Raw genomic sequence first — 15,699 nt, forward strand, 5'->3', positions numbered from 1 at the left:
TATGTGGGTGTGCGGCGATGTCGTCCGCAATTCCCTCTACAAGGTGTCCGTGACATGACCCAGCGTCTGAATTACTTCCAGGTTTCCGCCGAACTTTCCAAGCATTACCTCGACTTCAGCGCCGCGCTGAAGAAGAAGGCCGTCATCCGGGAATTCAATGATCTCGTGACGATCCGCGCCTCGCAGCTCAACGGCTGCGGCTTCTGCCTGGACATGCACATCAAGCAGGCCAAGATCGGCGGCGAGCGCGAGCTGCGCTTGCACCACATCGCCATTTGGCGTGAATCCACGCTGTTCAGTCCGCGCGAGCGCGCCGCGCTGGAATGGACCGAGGCGTTGACCGCGCTGCACCCGCACGGCGTGTCCGATGCGGTGTACGAGCAGGTCCGCGGCCAGTTGTCCGAAGAGGAAATCTCGGACCTCACCTTCCTGGTGGTGGGCATCAATGGCTGGAATCGTCTGAACGTCGCCTTCCGCACCGAACCGGGTTCCGCCGACGCGGCTTTCGGTCTGGATAAGGCTGGGTTGAGGTAAGCCGGATTGAAGGGGGCGGCGGCGCCTTGCCCGCGGGCGGCTACGCGCGTGCCGTCGCTACATCAGTTCCAGGATGCGGCGGCCGAGTTGCTCGGCGCGCTCCTGGGACTCGATGTTGGTGAAGCTCATCAGCAGGCCGGCGCCGCACGGCGCGCGGGTCGTCCAGCGCGACAGGGCGTGCGCGTAGATGCCGTGCTCGACCATGCGCTGCGCCAGCGGGCGGTCCGTCTGGTGGCCCTGCATCCGCACCAGCAGGTGCATGCCGCCCGGTTGCGGATTGATCGGCATGGCGGGGCCGAAGACCTTGGCCAGCCCCGCGGCGGTGGCGTTGCGGCGCTCTGAATAGAGCCGCCGCATGCGCTGGATGTGGCGCGCGAAATGACCCTCCAGCATGAACGCGCTGACCAGCGCCTGGGTCAGGCCCGGAATGCCGTTGCCGAGCACCCGGTTCACGTCCTCGAAGCGCCGCACCTGGGCCTCGGGCACCACCAGATAGGCGAGGCGGATGCCGGGAAACATGACCTTGCTGAACGTCCCGGCATAGAGCACGCGCCCATGGCGGTCCAGGCTCTTGAGCGCCGGCAGCGGCCGACTGACGTAGCGGTACTCGCCGTCGTAGTCGTCTTCCACGATCCAGCGCTGATTGCGCTCGGCCCATTCCAGCAGCGCCTGGCGGCGCGTCAATGACAGCGTCACGCTCAGCGGGCTCTGGTGGGCGGGCGTGACGATCGCGGCGCTCGCCTCTGGCGCCTGCGCAATGCCTTGCGACACCACGATGCCTTCGGCATCGACTTCCACCGGCGCCAGCGCCAGGCCCGAGTGCTTCAACAGTTCGCGCGTCGGCGGGTAACCAGGGTCTTCCACCCAGACCTCGTCGCCGGGCTGCAGCAGCGCCTGGATCACCAGGTTAAGGCTCTCGCGATAGCCGGACGTGATGAACACCTGCGCCGGCGAGCAGTGGATACCGCGCGCGACCTGCAGGTGCGCGGCAATCGCGGTGCGCAGCGCGGGCAGGCCATCGGCCGGCGGGTAGGACAGGTCGGCCGCCTGCGTGGCGCGCAGGTGACGGGCGCCGAGCCGCGCCCAGATCTTGCGCGGAAAGGCGTCCAGCGCCGGCAGGCCCATCTGGAACGGCAACAGCGTCGGCGGCTGGCGCCAGGTGTCGGGGTCCGCCTTGTCGGGTGGCGGCAGCAGCCGGGGCGCGGCCTGCGCCTGCAGGCCGGGGGTGACCACGGTGCCGGCCTGGCCGCGCGGCTGCACATAACCTTCCGCGTGCAGCAGTGAATAGGCCATCTCGATGGTGCCGCGCGCCACGCCCAGGTCCTTGGCCAGTGCGCGCGCGGACGGAATGCGGTCGCCCGGCTTGAGGGTGCCCTGGGCAATCGCGCCGCGAAAGCGCTCGTAGACCTGCCGGTACAGCGGTTCGTCGCCGGAAGCGGCGGGCGGCAGGCTGGCAAGGGAAACGGGCGTCATGGCCTAGTCGAAAGGTCAATTTATGGTTCTTCAAATTATGGCATGGCTTCCCTAGCATCATGGTTGTGCCTGCCCTGGCGGCGGGTGGTTTCTTTCAAGACAGGATCCTCATGAGTCAACCGGACATCCGCTCTATCGAATCAGCCGAGGCGCTGCGCGCCTGTTTTCCAGTCATGCGCGAATTGCGCCCGCACCTGGCCGACGAGCGTGATTTCGCCGAACGCGTCGCGCGCATGCGCGACGAGCGCTACGCCTTGCTGGCGGTGTGGGAAGGCGACGCGCCCGTGGCGCTGGCCGGCTACCGTTTCCAGGAAAACCTGATCTACGGCCGCTTCCTCTATGTCGACGACCTGGTCGTCACCGAGCGCAGTCGCGGCGGGCGCCATGGCGCCGCCCTGCTGCAGGCGCTCGAGCGCATGGCGCGCGAGGCTGGCTGCGCCAAGCTGGTGCTGGACACCGGGCTGGCCAACGCGCTGGCGCAGCGCTTCTACTTCCGTCAGGGATTGCTGACCGGCGCGATGCGTTTCAGCAAGGTGCTGGGGGAGCAAGCGGCATGAGCGTCCTGCGTTTGACGTGCAGCCCGCGCGGCGCGGAATCGGAAAGCCACCGGCTGTCGCAGTTCATCGTCGACGGCCTGGCGCGGGCCGATGCCGCGCGTGGCCGCGACCTTGTCGAGATCGACGCCAACCGGTTGCCGCATGTGGATGCCGAATACGCGTGGGCGCTGGGATCGCCCTCCGACCCGGACGGCGATCCCGCCGGATCGTTGCATCAGTCCGACCACCTGATCCAATCCCTGGTCGATGCCGACTACGTCGTCATCGCCACGCCGATGCACAACTACACCGTGCCGTCGGCGTTGAAGGCGTGGATCGATCACGTGGTGCGTGTGCGCAGCACGTTCAGCGTGACGCGCGAAGGCAAGGTGGGCGTGCTGGCCGACAAGCCGGTGTTCGTGGCGGTGGCGTCGGGCGGTTTGTTTTCCGGGTGCGAGGCGCGCCAGCCGGATTTCCTGACGCCCTACCTGAAGGCGGCGCTGGCCACCATCGGCCTGAAGCGCCTGACGTTCTTTTCGGTGGAGGGCACCGCGATGGGCGGGCAGGCGCTGGAGGCGGCCCGGCTGCGGACCCAGGCGGAGATCGCGGCGTACTTCGCGGATGCGGCTGACGCCCTGGCCGCGGTTGCCGTCCAGGCGCCGCGCGGGGACTCCCTTTCCGGCACAGATAGGCCCTAGGCGTCCAACCACACGTCTTCGTAGCCCTGGTCGTCGATGATGAACTTCGCGCCTGGCGGCAGGCGCAGGTAATCGACGACCCGCGGCAGCAGCGTCGCCAGGTGCGCGGTGTGAAGGGGCTGGTAGAAGTCGTCGGCGTCCGAGTATTCGCCGGCGTGGATGAACCAGCTGACGGTGCCGCCGCGCGGCAACGCGATGCGCGTGCCGTAAATCGGCATGGCGCCAAGGGTATGCAGGGCGACCGCGATCATCTCTTCCGGCGCCATGCCCTGCATGCCGTATCGGGCGCAGATCTCGTCCTGTGCCGCCGTTCGCGGGGGTGTCGTCATGGGTGTCGTCATGAGTGTCGTCATGCAGGCCATTTCCGGTTGTTCTCGCGAATGTGTGATTGTCGCCGCGGAAATGAAAAAAGGGCCCGCAGGCCCTTTCTTGCAACATGCGCAGTGTGAAGACACTGCCCATAAAATCTGGAGCGGGAGACGAGTCTCGAACTCGCGACCTCAACCTTGGCAAGGTTGCGCTCTACCAACTGAGCTACTCCCGCATGGGTCCGCAATCTCTGGCTTGGTGAAAATTCCACGCAGTGCCAGTGCAAACCATTTCTTATTGCCAACCACTTTCGTGGTTGCCTGATCAACTTGGTTATCGATCAGAAGGCGCGCATTCTACATGATTTTTTTCGATCGTGCTTGCCGCTGGCAGATTGCCGTGGCAGGCGGATCGCGCTGAACTTCGCGTGGCCAAGGCTGCAACTGAGTGCTGTCTGGCTGCCAAGCTCAATCAAGTAATATGAGCGAAGACAGAAAATATAGCATACCCGGTAGTATCCATGTCAAATTCCTCTGCCACCGCGGCTGTCCTCACTCCCGAGGCGCGGGACCTTTCCGCCTTGAACACCCTGGGCCTGGCGTCCACGGCCCCGGCCTGCGTCACGCTCGACGATGTGGCGCAACTGCCGGCCCTGTCGGCCCTGGCCGCGCGGCACGACCGGCTGCTGGTGCTGGGCGGTGGCAGCAATGTGGTGCTGCCCGAGGCCGTGCCGGGCCTGGTGGCGCGCGTGGCGCTGCGGGGCGTGCGCCTGCTGCGGGCCGAGCCTGATGCTTGGCTGGTGGAGGCGGCAGGCGGCGAGACCTGGCACGACTTCGTCGCCGAGTGCGTGAGGCAGGGCTGGGACGGCCTGGAAAACCTGGCGTTGATCCCCGGCACGGTCGGCGCGGCGCCGGTGCAGAACATCGGCGCCTACGGGGTCGAGCTGGCCGACCGCTTCGACAGCCTGACGGCCTGGGACGTGCAGGCGGGCCGGTATGTCGACCTGAGCGCGGCCGATTGCCGCTTCGCCTACCGCGACAGCATTTTCAAGCACCAGCCGCCCGGAAGTTGGGTGATCGTGGCGGTGCGCTTGCGCTTGCCGCGGCCCTGGCGGCCGGTGTTGTCGTACCCGGACCTGCAGCGTCATCCCGGCCTTATGGAAGAGCCGTCGGCGCGCGCCATCTTCGAGGCGGTCTGCGCGATCCGGCGTGCCAAGCTGCCGGACCCGGCGGTCACCGGCAACGCCGGCAGTTTTTTCAAGAATCCCATCGTGTCCGCGGCGCAGCGCGAAGCGCTCGTCTCCCGTTATCCCGGCCTGGTGTCGTATGCGCAGCCGGACGGCAGCTACAAGCTGGCGGCCGGCTGGCTGATCGACCAGTGCGGCTGGAAGGGGCGCAGCCTGGGCGCGGCCGGGGTGCATGACCGGCAGGCGCTGGTGCTGGTGAATCGCGGGGGCGCCACCGCCGCCGACATCCTGGCGCTGGCGCGCGCGATCCAGGATGCGGTCGCCGAGCGCTACGGCGTGGCGCTGGAGCCGGAGCCCGTGGTGGTGTGACCTGGTGCTGCATGAAAAAAGGACCCTCGCGGGTCCTTTTTTTCTGGGCGCTAAGGGATCAGAGTCCCAGCACCGCCTGCATGTCGTACAGGCCGTTGTGCTTGCCTTCCAGGAAGCGGGCGGCGCGCAAGGCGCCTTCGGCATAGGTGGCGCGGCTGGCCGAGCGGTGGGTGATCTCGATGCGTTCGCCGATGCCGCAGAACGACACCGTGTGATCGCCGACGATATCGCCGCCGCGCAGTACCGAGAAGCCGATGGTGCCCGGCTTGCGCACGCCGGTGTCGCCGTGGCGGCTCCAGGTGGCCACGTCGGGCAGGGCCACGTCCCAAGCCGAGGCGATGGTCTCGCCCATCTTGAGCGCGGTGCCCGAGGGGGCGTCGACCTTGTTGCGGTGGTGGGCCTCGAAGACCTCGACGTCATAGCCCGAATTGAGGATGCGGGCGGCCATGTCCAGCAGCTTGAGCGTGGCGTTCACGCCCACGCTCATGTTGGGCGCGAACACGATGGCGGTTTTCTGCGCGGCCACTTCGATGGCGGCGCGGCCATTGTCGTCGAAGCCGGTGGTGCCGATGACGGCCTTCACGCCCAGCCTGGCGCAGACCTGCAGGTGCTCCAGCGTGCCTTCGGGGCGGGTGAAGTCGATCAGGCAGTCGGCGTTGGCCAGCGCGCCCAGGTCGTCGGTGATGGCGACGCCGGTCTGCTGGCCGAGCGGGGCGCCCGCGTCCTGGCCCAGCGAGGGCGAGCCCTTGCGGTCGAGCGCGACCGCCAGTTGCAGGCCGTCGGCCTTCAGGACGGCGTCGATCAGCATCTGGCCCATACGGCCGCTGGCGCCGGCGATAGCAATACGCATGAAGAAAATCCTTGGGTTAGCGCAGCGGCTCGGGCGCGTTGCCAGGCTGGCCGGGGTATTGGTTCATCGGGCTGGTGGGGGCGGCGGCGTCGCGTTTCTTCTGCTCTTCTTCCTGCTTGAGCCGGGCCTCGTCTTCGCTCAGGCGCTTGTCGGCCTTTTCATCGGCGGCCGCGCTGGGCGTGTTGATCTGGTAGGGCTGCAGGTCGGGCTGCTTGTCGCCTTCCCAGCGGGTCAGCCGGTCGTTCTCGAACCAGACCGTGAACTTGCGTTCCTGGGCCTCACCGTAGCCGGGCTTGTAATAGTAGGGGTAGTCCCAGCGGTTGGCGTGCAGCACGCTGGTCAGGGTGGGGCTGCCCAGCGCGAAGCGGACCTGTTCGCGCGTCATGCCCGGCTGCAGCAGCGCCACCTGCTCCTGGGTGATCCAGTTGCCTTGCTGGACACCGGCCTTGTAGGGGAAGCCCCACTTGTCCCCCGTGCAGCCGGCAAGGGCGACGGCCAGGGCGGCGATGGCCAATCCGGTCTTGAGCGAGCGGGAAGGAATTCGTGCAATCATGGACACTACGCGCCCCTATTATTTGGAAGCAGACAAAACCGTTATCATAAAGGTTTCATAAGGATAGTTCTGCGGGGCGGCAGGAATTCTGGGGAGCCGGCTCGCGGTTACCGAGTATCCTTGCCCATGCCAACGCGGACGGAGAGCGATTACACCATGAGCGACCAAAGCGAACTGAAAAACATGGGTTTGAAGGCGACTTTCCCGCGCCTGAAAATTCTTGATATCTTCCGTAAGTCGGACCAGCGCCACCTCAGCGCCGAGGACGTCTACCGTGCCCTGATCGGCGAAAACGTCGAAATCGGCCTGGCCACCGTCTATCGCGTGCTGACCCAGTTCGAACAGGCCGGCATCCTTGCCCGCAGCCAGTTCGACAGCGGCAAGGCCGTGTTCGAGCTCAATGACGGCGACCACCACGATCACCTGATCTGCACCAACTGCGGCAAGGTGGTTGAATTCTCGGACCCGGACATCGAAAAGCGCCAGCAGAAGATCGCCAAGGACAACGGTTTCGCGCTGGAAAGCCACGCCATGGTGCTGTACGGCATCTGCGGTAGCTGCCTGAAAGGCCGCTGAGCTTTCTTCGCCTCGGACCTGCCCACGGCCGCGCTCGCCGTGGGTAGTTGAAAGCAAAAGCCCCTTCTATAGGAAGGGGCTTTTTTTATTCTCGGACTGAATCCGGCTGCGGACCATCGCGATACGGCTGTCGGCACAAAGGCAGCCGGCGCCCGGTTTTTCTGGAGGCGCACGCGCCCCGGATGTGCTTGCGCCGCATCAGGCCCGCGAGGAGCGGGTTGCCTGGCCCCTGCAGGCTCAGGCCGGCGCGCGGCCGACGCCGGCCAGCATTTCGCGGGCGTGTTCGCGGGTGGTCGCGGTGAGCTTGATCCCGCCCAGCATGCGGGCGATTTCCTCGACCCGGGCGCCGTCGTCCAGTTCCTCGATGCGCGACCGGGTGGTGCCGCGCGATTCGGTCTTGCTGACCAGGAACTGGTTGTTGCCGCAGGCCGCTACCTGCGGTAGATGGGTGACGCACAGCACCTGGTGGCGCTCGCCCAGTTCGCGCAGCAGTTTGCCGACGGCTTCGGCCACCGCGCCGCCGACCCCGCTGTCGACTTCGTCGAAGATCAGCGTCGGCACGCGCGCGGCGCGGCTGGCGATGACCGACAGCGCCAGCGAGATACGCGACAGTTCTCCGCCGGAAGCGATCTTGGCCAGTGGCCGCGGCGTGGTGCCGGCGTGGCCGGCCACCAGGAATTCGACCTGCTCGTTACCGTGCGCCGACGGCGCGGCCGCTGCCAGCGTGGGCTCGAACTTGCCGCCTTGCATGGCCAGCGTCTGCATGGCCTGGGTGACCTGTTTGCCGAGGTCCTTGGCGACCTTGCGGCGCGCCGCCGTGAGCTTGGCGGCGGCGGCGTCGTACTGCGCCTGCGCCACCTGCGCCTGGGCGCGCAGCGCGTCGATGTCGGCGGCGGCCTGCAGGGCCGAGAGTTCGGCGTGCAAGCTGTCGCGCAGCGCGCACAGCCCGTCGGGTTCGGTGCGGAACTTGCGCGCCGTCTCGAATACCGCGCTCAGGCGCGCCTCGACGTCGGCCAGCCGGCGCGGATCGAGATCGACGCGGCTGACGTAGTTGTTCAGGTCGGACACCGCTTCGCTGATGGCAATGCGAGCCGATTCGAGTTCGTCGTAGATGCCCTGCAGGCCGGTGTCGTGCCGCAGCATCTGCTGGATGCGGTGGTTGGCCGCGGTCAGCCGGTGGTGGGCCGAGTCGCCTTCGCCATCGAGGGCGTCGAGGATCTGGGTGGCGCCGTCCAGCAGCGACTGTGAATGCGACAGGCGGGTGTGCTCGGATTGCAGCGATTCCCATTCGTCCGGGGCGAGCCCGAGGCGATCGAGTTCGTCGACCTGCCATTGCAGCCGCTCGCGTTCGGCGGCCAGGCCCGCCGCGTCCTTTTCGGCCAATTCCAACTGGCGCGCCAGCGCGCGCCATTGCTTCCAGGCCTGGCCCACCGCCTGGCGCAGGTCGCCGTGGCCGCCATGCGCATCCAGCAGGTCGCGCTGAGCCTCCGCACGCATCAGGCTTTGGTGCGCATGCTGGCCGTGGATGTCGACCAGGCTGTCGCCCAGTTCGCGCAATTGCGCGACCGTGGCCGGGGTGCCGTTGATGTAGGCGCGGCTGCGGCCCTGGGCGTCGATCACGCGACGCAGGGCCAGTTCATCGTCGGCATCGATCTCGCGTTCGGCAAGCCAGGCGCGCAGCGCCGGCGGCGTGTCGAAGACGGCGGTGATGTCGGCGCGCGCGGCGCCTTCGCGCAGCACGCTGACGTCGCCGCGCTCGCCCAGCGCCAGCGCCAGCGCGTCGATGAGGATGGATTTTCCTGCCCCGGTCTCGCCGGAGAAGACGGTGAAGCCGGGACCGAAATGGATCTCGGTCTGCTCGACGATGACGAAGTCGCGGATGTGCAGGGTGCGCAGCATGTCGGGGCGCTTACTACTCTACGTTGTCGGTGGCCTGCGGCATCAGGTTCCAGTGCAGCTTGCGGCGCAGGGTGGAAAAGAAGCTGTAGCCTTCCGGATGCACGAAGCGGATGGTATAGGGCGCGCGCTGCACGACGATGCGGTCGCCGGGCTGCAGGTCGGACCAGGTCTGCATGTCGAAATGCACGCTGGCGCCGACCTCGACCCGGCCCATGGCGGTGAGCGTCATGTTCAGCACGCCGGTGTCCGGAATGACGATGGGGCGGTTGGACAGGGTCTGCGGCGCCACCGGCACCAGCACCATGGCGTTCATGCCGGGGTGCAGGATCGGGCCATTGGCCGACAGCGCGTAGGCGGTCGAGCCGGTGGGGGTGGCGATGATCAGGCCGTCGGCGCGCTGGGTGTACATGAAGGCGCCGTCCAGTTCGACGCGCACTTCGATCATGCCGCCGCGTCCGGCGCGGTTCAGCACCACGTCGTTCAGCGCCGAGGCCGCGTACATCTGCTGGTCGCCGCGCCAGGCGCTGCCTTCGAGCAGCATGCGTTCCTCGATCTGGAAGTTGCCTTCCAGCACGCGCGTCAGGGCGCCATGCGCGTCCTGCACCGGGATGTCGGTGATGAAGCCCAGATGGCCATGGTTGATGCCGACCACCGGCACGCCGTACGGGGCGAGATGGCGCGCGGCGCCCAGCACCGTGCCGTCGCCGCCCATGACCACCGCGAGCGAGGCGTCCTGGCCGATCTGCGCGTAGGTGGCGACGGGATATTCCGTCAGGCCGGTGTTGCGAGCCGTGTCGGCATCGACGAGCACCTGCCGCCCGGCCTGCGTGAGCGCGTGCGCGAGCGCCCTTAGCGGAGTGGCCAGGCCGGCGTCCTGGTATCTGCCGATCAGCGCGACGGTAGGAAAGTGCATGGTGGCAAGGCGAATCAGAAAAAGCGAAATCGGTCCGGAATCGGGCCTGTTAGCCGATTATATGGGGCCGCATATTGGCTTGCGGGACAAAAATCGCCTTAATTGGAAAAGATTCCCTAAAATAGCCGCTATGGATGACCGCGCACGCGCATTACTGAAAGCGTTGATCGAACGCTATATCGCCGATGGGCAACCAGTCGGCTCGCGGACGCTATCGAAGGTTTTCGATCTGTCGCCCGCCACCATCCGCAACGTCATGGCGGACCTGGAAGAGCTGGGCCTGATCCACAGTCCGCACACCTCCGCGGGGCGCATTCCCACGCCCCGCGGCTACCGCATGTTCGTCGATTCGCTGCTGGCGGTGCAGTCCTACCAGCTCGAACCGCACAACATGGGCGAGATGCTGGCCGCGGCCGAGCCCACCCGCGCGGTCAATGCCGCCGCAGCGCTGCTTTCCAACCTGACCCAGTTCGCCGGCGTGGTGCTGACTCCCAAGCGCGCCCAGGTGTTCCGCCAGATCGAATTCATCCGGCTCTCGGACAAGCGGGTGCTGCTGATCATCGTCACCCCCGACGGCGACGTGCAGAACCGCATCCTGTTCGTGCAGCGCGACTACGCCGAGGCCGAATTGCTGGAGGCCGGCAACTTCTTCAACGTCCACTTCGCCGGCAAGTCCTTCGACGCGGTGCGGCGCACCCTGTCCACCGAACTGGCGCAGTTGCGCGAAGACATCTCGCGGCTGATGCAGGCGGCGGTCGAGGCCAGTGCCGAGGCCGCCGAGGACGGCGATGCCGTGGTCATCTCCGGCGAGCGCAAGCTGCTGGACGTCACCGACATCGCTTCCGATATGGACCGGCTGCGCAAGATGTTCTCGCTGTTCGAGAAGAAGACCGACCTGCTGCAACTGCTCGACGTGTCCAGCCGCGCGCAGGGCGTGCAGATCTACATCGGCGGCGATTCCCAGTTGGTGCCGATGGAAGAAGTCTCGGTCATCACCGCGCCCTACGGCGTGGACGGCAAGGTGGTCGGCACGCTCGGCGTGATCGGCCCGACCCGCATGGCCTACGAACGGGTGATTCCCATCGTGGACATCACGGCGCGTCTGCTGTCCAACGCCCTCAGCCACAACCAGTAGTTCCATTCGAACCGACATCCTCCTCGCGGAGGAAGGGGAGTTTTTGTGTTTCTTCGCCTGTTCAAGTATCTCTGGCCTGAACGCTACCTGCCCGAAGCCGAGCAGGACGACCCTTTCAATGAAGACCCGCCGCCGCGCGCGCCGGGCAAGGTCGGCGTGCTGCTGGTGAACCTGGGCACGCCCGACACACCGGGCAGGAAGGACATCCGCAAGTACCTGGGCGAGTTCCTGTCGGACCCGCGTGTGATCGAGATTCCGCGCTATCTGTGGAAGCCGATCCTGCACGGCCTGGTGCTGACGCTGCGTCCCAAGAAACTGGAGCCGCGTTACGCCGGTATCTGGCTCAAGGACGGCTCGCCGCTGATGGTCTACAGCCGCCGCCAGGCCGAAGGCGTGCAGGCCGCGTTGACCGCGGCCGGGGTCGAGGCGGTGGTGGAGCTGGGCATGCGCTACGGCAACCCGTCGATTCCCGACGCCATCTCGCGCCTGCGGGCGCAGGGCTGCGAACGCATCCTGACCGTGCCGCTTTATCCCCAATACGCCGCCAGCACCACCGCCACGGTGGTCGATGCCGTCACGCGACATGCCGGCCGGCTGCGCGACCAGCCGGAAATGCGCTTTATCAAGCGATTCCACGAGGACCCCATCTATCTCGATCCGCTGGCCGCCAGCATCGAAGCGTACTGGCGCGAGCATGGCAAACCGCAGAAGCTGGTCATGAGCTTCCATGGCCTGCCGCGCTACTCCATCGAGCTGGGCGACCCGTACTACCGCGACTGCATGGAAACCGCGCGGCTGCTGGCGCAGCGCCTGTCGCTGCCGCGCGAGCAGATCGAGGTGACCTTCCAGAGCCGGTTCGGCACGGCCCGCTGGCTCGAGCCCTACACCGAACCGACCCTCAAGGCGCTGGCCGCCTCGGGCGTCACCGAGGTGGATGTGGTGTGTCCGGGATTTGTGGCAGACTGTCTGGAAACCCTGGAAGAGATCAGCCTGGAGTGCCGCGACGCCTTTCTCGGCGCGGGCGGCAAGCAGTTCCGTTACATCCCGGCGCTGAATGATGATCCGGCCTGGATCGCAGGGTTGGCCACCCTGGCGGAACGCCACTTGCGGGGATGGCCCACACATTCACGGACTTGAAGGAGAGGGCGCATGCACCATGATCCCAAGACGGGCAAAGTTGTGAAAAAGGGGGACGTCAGCACCCCGGTGGACGAGGATCAGGTCGAGCACGAGCTGGACGAGGCACTGGCCGAAACCTTCCCCGCCAGCGATCCCATCGCGATCAATCCGGAACCGGACGATGATCCACGCGTCGACCGCGCCCTGAAAGAGAGCTTTCCCGCCAGCGACGCTGCCGCCCCGGCGCAGCCGCACAAGAAATGACCTGTCCCTGACATCGTCCGGAGTGTCGAAAATGCCGACTGCCGGAATCTTCGTGGTTGGAGCCGATTTTCAGGCACGACTTTCCGGATTTTCATGGGTGGCTGCCGGTTGCCCCGGCGGTGCGCGACGGGGAATATTTGCTTTCCCGGGCTTGAAATAGGGGTATTGGCCCCCATTCATGTCTGCGAAAGCCATTCTTTTTGGAGGATTCCCCATGACGGCACCCAACGAGCCTGTAGATCAGACGCCCGGATTCGGCGACGACGCCGATGCGGCCCCCGCCGCCCAGGACGCCGCGCAGGCCGAGCTGAACGAGTTGCGCGCCCAACTGGACGCGGCCCAGGCTACCGTCAATGAGCAGCAGGACCAGCTTCTGCGCATCCGCGCCGAGGCCGAGAACGTGCGCCGCCGTGCCCAGGAAGAAGTGTCCAAGGCACGCAAGTTCGGCATCGAGTCGTTCGCGGAAAGCCTGGTGCCGGTCAAGGACAGCCTGGAGGCCGCGCTGGCCCAGGCCGACCAGACCGTGGACACCCTGCGCGAAGGCGTCGAGGTCACCCTCAAGCAGCTCGCGGCCGCCTTCGAGCGCAACATGCTCAAGGAAATCGCGCCGGTCCAGGGCGACAAATTCGATCCGCACCTGCACCAGGCCATTTCTTCGATTCCGGCCGAACAGCCCGCCAACACCGTGGTTCAACTGCTGCAGAAGGGCTACGCCATCGCCGACCGCACCCTGCGTCCGGCCCTGGTGGTGGTGTCCGCCGGCCAAGGCTGACCGGACCGCGCGCCATGACCGACCCCAGGTTCGATCCGGCCCAGGTTTTCGCTGTGTTCGGCATGCGGCATGTCGACACCGCGGGATTCGACGAGGCCGTGGTCCAGGCGCCGGGATCGGACTTGCGTTGCGTGTTCCTGTGGGGCCAGGATTGCTATAACTGCAATCTTTTCAAGCAGGCGGCGTTGCTGCACCAGGACACCCTGCTGGGCCTGGGCCTGACCTGGTTCGAGGCCGATGTCTACGCCGACGAACCCCTGGGACGCCGCTTCTCCCTGCATGGTGTCCCCACTTTTGTGCTTTACCGTGCCGGAAAACGGCTCGGCCGCATCACCGGTTGGCCCGGATTGCCCCAGTTCACGGCGGCGATCCGGCGCCTGCAGGAAACCCCGGCGGAAAATTCCAGCCAGGCGTCTTGAAAAACCCTGTGGGCAGCCCCAGTTATGTGGGGACAGGAAATTTCTCTCCAATTTCATAGATTTATCCAAGGTAACCCGACCATGAGCAAAATTATTGGCATCGACCTGGGCACGACCAACAGCTGCGTGGCTGTCATGGACGGCGGTCAGGTCAAGATCATCGAAAACGCCGAAGGCGCCCGTACCACCCCGTCGATCGTCGCCTACATGGACGACGGCGAAACCCTGGTGGGCGCGCCCGCCAAGCGCCAGGCGGTGACCAACCCCAAGAACACCCTGTACGCGGTGAAGCGCCTGATCGGCCGCAAGTTCGAGGAAAAGGCGGTGCAGAAGGACATCAACCTGATGCCCTATGCCATCGTCAAGGCCGACAACGGCGACGCCTGGGTGGAAGTGCGCGGCAAGAAGATGGCGCCTCCCCAAGTGTCGGCCGACGTGCTGCGCAAGATGAAGAAGACCGCCGAGGACTACCTGGGCGAGGAAGTGACCGAAGCCGTCATCACGGTGCCGGCCTACTTCAACGACAGCCAGCGCCAGGCCACCAAGGACGCCGGCCGCATCGCCGGCCTGGAAGTCAAGCGCATCATCAACGAGCCGACCGCGGCCGCGCTGGCCTTCGGCCTGGACAAGACCGAAAAGGGCGACCGCAAGATCGCCGTCTATGACCTGGGCGGTGGCACGTTCGACGTGTCCATCATCGAAATCGCCGACGTCGATGGCGAAAAGCAGTTCGAAGTGCTGTCGACCAACGGCGACACCTTCCTGGGCGGCGAAGACTTCGACCAGCGCATCATCGACTACATCATCGGCGAGTTCAAGAAGGAACAAGGCGTTGATCTGTCCAAGGACGTGCTGGCCCTGCAGCGCCTGAAGGAAGCCGCCGAAAAGGCCAAGATCGAGCTGTCGTCGAGCCAGCAGACCGAGATCAACCTGCCGTACATCACGGCCGACGCCTCCGGTCCGAAGCACCTGAACCTGAAGATCACGCGCGCCAAGCTGGAAGCGCTGGTCGAGGAACTGATCGAACGCACCATCGAACCCTGCCGCGTGGCCATCAAGGACGCCGGCGTGAAGGTTTCCGACATCGACGACGTGATCCTGGTCGGCGGCATGACCCGCATGCCCAAGGTCCAGGAAAAGGTGAAGGAATTCTTCGGCAAGGATCCGCGCAAGGACGTGAACCCCGACGAAGCCGTCGCCGCTGGCGCCGCCATCCAGGGTTCCGTGCTGTCGGGCGACCGCAAGGACGTGCTGCTGCTGGACGTCACCCCCCTGTCCCTGGGTATTGAAACCCTGGGCGGCGTGATGACCAAGATGATCCAGAAGAACACGACCATCCCGACCCGGTTCTCGCAGACCTTCTCGACCGCTGATGACAACCAGCCGGCCGTGACGATCAAGGTGTTCCAGGGCGAGCGCGAAATCGCCGCGGGCAACAAGGCCCTGGGCGAGTTCAACCTCGAAGGGATCCCGCCGTCGCCGCGCGGCATGCCGCAGATCGAAGTCACGTTCGACATCGACGCCAACGGCATCCTGCACGTGTCGGCCAAGGACAAGGGCACCGGCAAGGAAAACAAGATCACCATCAAGGCCAACTCGGGTCTGTCGGAAGACGAGATCCAGCGCATGGTCAAGGATGCCGAGGCCAACGCCGAGGAAGATCACCGCGTCGCCGAGCTGGCCCAGGCCCGCAACCAGGCCGATGCGCTGGTGCACGCCACCCGCAAGTCGCTGACCGAGTACGGCGACAAGCTCGAGGCGTCCGAGAAGGAAAGCATCGAAGCGGCCATCAAGGCGCTGGAAGACACGCTGAAGGACGGCGACAAGGCCGCCATCGACGCCAAGGTCGAAGCCCTGTCGACCGCCTCGCAGAAGCTCGGCGAAAAGATGTACGCCGACATGCAGGCGCAGCAAGCGGCCGGCCAGCAGCAGGCCGCCGACAACGCGAAGCCGGTGGACGACAACGTCGTCGACGCCGACTTCAAGGAAGTCAAGCGCGACCAATAATGGCCGGGCGCTGACCTGCCTCTGCCGCCCGGTAGCCGGAGAAATCCGCCTACCGGGCGAACTCATTCTGTAGCACTGAAAAGAAGG

The 15,699-nt window shown here is 66.0% G+C and carries 17 protein-coding genes and 1 tRNA gene; 11 read left to right on the top strand and 7 right to left on the bottom strand.

The annotated features are described in order from the left end of the window. Positions 1-54 precede the first annotated feature (54 nt). Positions 55-534 carry a carboxymuconolactone decarboxylase family protein gene (locus AAID08_RS05315; RefSeq protein WP_054501747.1) on the top strand — a complete coding sequence of 160 codons (480 nt, stop codon included), beginning with the start codon at positions 55-57 and terminating at the stop codon, positions 532-534. 57 nt (positions 535-591) lie between these two features. Here the strand turns inward: AAID08_RS05315 and AAID08_RS05320 are convergent, their stop codons facing one another. Continuing rightward, positions 592-2,007: a PLP-dependent aminotransferase family protein gene (locus AAID08_RS05320; RefSeq protein ID WP_336235686.1), complete on the bottom strand. Its 1,416-nt coding sequence runs from the start codon at positions 2,005-2,007 to the stop codon at positions 592-594. 110 nt (positions 2,008-2,117) lie between these two features. Here AAID08_RS05320 and AAID08_RS05325 point away from each other — a divergent pair, with 110 nt between their 5' ends. Both AAID08_RS05325 and AAID08_RS05330 read left to right on the top strand, forming a co-directional pair. Beyond that, the gene (locus tag AAID08_RS05325) at positions 2,118-2,564 is read left to right on the top strand and encodes a GNAT family N-acetyltransferase (RefSeq protein WP_054501745.1); all 447 of its coding nucleotides are present in this window, start codon (positions 2,118-2,120) and stop codon (positions 2,562-2,564) included. Further along, on the top strand, positions 2,561-3,241 hold the full coding sequence (locus AAID08_RS05330) for an NAD(P)H-dependent oxidoreductase (protein WP_336235687.1): 681 nt from the start codon (positions 2,561-2,563) through the stop codon (positions 3,239-3,241). The genes AAID08_RS05325 and AAID08_RS05330 overlap by 4 nt, the downstream gene beginning before the upstream one ends. Here the strand turns inward: AAID08_RS05330 and AAID08_RS05335 are convergent. Then, on the bottom strand, positions 3,238-3,570 hold the full coding sequence (locus tag AAID08_RS05335; protein WP_336235688.1) for a hypothetical protein: 333 nt from the start codon (positions 3,568-3,570) through the stop codon (positions 3,238-3,240). The genes AAID08_RS05330 and AAID08_RS05335 overlap by 4 nt on opposite strands. Positions 3,571-3,709: 139 nt before the next feature. Continuing rightward, positions 3,710-3,785: transfer RNA gene (locus AAID08_RS05340), tRNA-Gly, on the bottom strand. A gap of 285 nt (positions 3,786-4,070) precedes the next feature. Here AAID08_RS05340 and murB point away from each other — a divergent pair. After that, a complete protein-coding gene (gene murB, locus AAID08_RS05345) occupies positions 4,071-5,105 on the top strand; it encodes a UDP-N-acetylmuramate dehydrogenase (RefSeq protein ID WP_175167761.1) in 1,035 nt (344 codons plus the stop codon). A 58-nt stretch (positions 5,106-5,163) separates the two neighbouring features. On the opposite strand, the gene dapB is transcribed toward murB, so the two are convergent. Both dapB and AAID08_RS05355 read right to left on the bottom strand, forming a co-directional pair. Continuing rightward, complete coding sequence (gene dapB / locus AAID08_RS05350; RefSeq protein WP_054501741.1) at positions 5,164-5,955, bottom strand: 4-hydroxy-tetrahydrodipicolinate reductase; 792 nt, start codon at positions 5,953-5,955, stop codon at positions 5,164-5,166. Between the two features lie 16 nt (positions 5,956-5,971). Next, the gene (locus tag AAID08_RS05355; protein WP_006389038.1) at positions 5,972-6,508 is read right to left on the bottom strand and encodes an outer membrane protein assembly factor BamE; all 537 of its coding nucleotides are present in this window, start codon (positions 6,506-6,508) and stop codon (positions 5,972-5,974) included. A gap of 156 nt (positions 6,509-6,664) precedes the next feature. Between AAID08_RS05355 and fur the strand changes: the two genes are divergently transcribed. Then, positions 6,665-7,084 carry a ferric iron uptake transcriptional regulator gene (fur, locus tag AAID08_RS05360; RefSeq protein ID WP_006223539.1) on the top strand — a complete coding sequence of 140 codons (420 nt, stop codon included), beginning with the start codon at positions 6,665-6,667 and terminating at the stop codon, positions 7,082-7,084. A gap of 237 nt (positions 7,085-7,321) precedes the next feature. Here fur and recN read toward each other — a convergent pair whose 3' ends face one another. After that, positions 7,322-8,983: a DNA repair protein RecN gene (gene recN / locus AAID08_RS05365; RefSeq protein WP_144655831.1), complete on the bottom strand. Its 1,662-nt coding sequence runs from the start codon at positions 8,981-8,983 to the stop codon at positions 7,322-7,324. A gap of 13 nt (positions 8,984-8,996) precedes the next feature. Further along, the gene (locus AAID08_RS05370) at positions 8,997-9,896 is read right to left on the bottom strand and encodes an NAD kinase (RefSeq protein WP_054501739.1); all 900 of its coding nucleotides are present in this window, start codon (positions 9,894-9,896) and stop codon (positions 8,997-8,999) included. A 130-nt stretch (positions 9,897-10,026) separates the two neighbouring features. Between AAID08_RS05370 and hrcA the strand changes: the two genes are divergently transcribed. From hrcA to dnaK, 6 genes are all read left to right on the top strand, one after another. Beyond that, on the top strand, positions 10,027-11,031 hold the full coding sequence (gene hrcA / locus AAID08_RS05375) for a heat-inducible transcriptional repressor HrcA (protein WP_049071722.1): 1,005 nt from the start codon (positions 10,027-10,029) through the stop codon (positions 11,029-11,031). A 45-nt stretch (positions 11,032-11,076) separates the two neighbouring features. Further along, entirely contained in the window at positions 11,077-12,168 is a 1,092-nt protein-coding gene (hemH, locus tag AAID08_RS05380; RefSeq protein WP_054419546.1) for a ferrochelatase, read from the top strand. 12 nt (positions 12,169-12,180) lie between these two features. Continuing rightward, complete coding sequence (locus AAID08_RS05385; protein WP_175188570.1) at positions 12,181-12,414, top strand: hypothetical protein; 234 nt, start codon at positions 12,181-12,183, stop codon at positions 12,412-12,414. 214 nt (positions 12,415-12,628) lie between these two features. Continuing rightward, complete coding sequence (grpE, locus tag AAID08_RS05390; protein ID WP_049071727.1) at positions 12,629-13,186, top strand: nucleotide exchange factor GrpE; 558 nt, start codon at positions 12,629-12,631, stop codon at positions 13,184-13,186. 14 nt (positions 13,187-13,200) lie between these two features. After that, positions 13,201-13,605: a thioredoxin family protein gene (locus AAID08_RS05395; RefSeq protein ID WP_054419543.1), complete on the top strand. Its 405-nt coding sequence runs from the start codon at positions 13,201-13,203 to the stop codon at positions 13,603-13,605. A gap of 81 nt (positions 13,606-13,686) precedes the next feature. Continuing rightward, positions 13,687-15,612, top strand: coding sequence for a molecular chaperone DnaK (dnaK, locus tag AAID08_RS05400; RefSeq protein WP_020924906.1), 1,926 nt, complete (start codon positions 13,687-13,689; stop codon positions 15,610-15,612). Positions 15,613-15,699 lie beyond the last annotated feature (87 nt).

Origin of the sequence: Achromobacter sp. EB05, from assembly GCF_044232075.1 — a bacterium.
Lineage (GTDB): Bacteria > Pseudomonadota > Gammaproteobacteria > Burkholderiales > Burkholderiaceae_B > Achromobacter > Achromobacter dolens.

Bases quoted from the DNA above. Each gene is read 5' to 3' on its own strand.
- AAID08_RS05370 (WP_054501739.1), bottom strand. From the start codon at position 9,896: ATGCACTTTCCTACCGTCGCGCTGATCGGCAGATACCAGGACGCCGGC.
- AAID08_RS05320 (WP_336235686.1), bottom strand. From the start codon at position 2,007: ATGACGCCCGTTTCCCTTGCCAGCCTGCCGCCCGCCGCTTCCGGCGAC.
- hrcA (WP_049071722.1), top strand. From the start codon at position 10,027: ATGGATGACCGCGCACGCGCATTACTGAAAGCGTTGATCGAACGCTAT.
- recN (WP_144655831.1), bottom strand. From the start codon at position 8,983: ATGCTGCGCACCCTGCACATCCGCGACTTCGTCATCGTCGAGCAGACC.
- AAID08_RS05395 (WP_054419543.1), top strand. From the start codon at position 13,201: ATGACCGACCCCAGGTTCGATCCGGCCCAGGTTTTCGCTGTGTTCGGC.
- AAID08_RS05335 (WP_336235688.1), bottom strand. From the start codon at position 3,570: ATGACGACACCCCCGCGAACGGCGGCACAGGACGAGATCTGCGCCCGA.
- AAID08_RS05330 (WP_336235687.1), top strand. From the start codon at position 2,561: ATGAGCGTCCTGCGTTTGACGTGCAGCCCGCGCGGCGCGGAATCGGAA.
- AAID08_RS05385 (WP_175188570.1), top strand. From the start codon at position 12,181: ATGCACCATGATCCCAAGACGGGCAAAGTTGTGAAAAAGGGGGACGTC.
- fur (WP_006223539.1), top strand. From the start codon at position 6,665: ATGAGCGACCAAAGCGAACTGAAAAACATGGGTTTGAAGGCGACTTTC.
- dapB (WP_054501741.1), bottom strand. From the start codon at position 5,955: ATGCGTATTGCTATCGCCGGCGCCAGCGGCCGTATGGGCCAGATGCTG.
- AAID08_RS05355 (WP_006389038.1), bottom strand. From the start codon at position 6,508: ATGATTGCACGAATTCCTTCCCGCTCGCTCAAGACCGGATTGGCCATC.
- AAID08_RS05315 (WP_054501747.1), top strand. From the start codon at position 55: ATGACCCAGCGTCTGAATTACTTCCAGGTTTCCGCCGAACTTTCCAAG.
- grpE (WP_049071727.1), top strand. From the start codon at position 12,629: ATGACGGCACCCAACGAGCCTGTAGATCAGACGCCCGGATTCGGCGAC.
- dnaK (WP_020924906.1), top strand. From the start codon at position 13,687: ATGAGCAAAATTATTGGCATCGACCTGGGCACGACCAACAGCTGCGTG.
- murB (WP_175167761.1), top strand. From the start codon at position 4,071: ATGTCAAATTCCTCTGCCACCGCGGCTGTCCTCACTCCCGAGGCGCGG.
- AAID08_RS05325 (WP_054501745.1), top strand. From the start codon at position 2,118: ATGAGTCAACCGGACATCCGCTCTATCGAATCAGCCGAGGCGCTGCGC.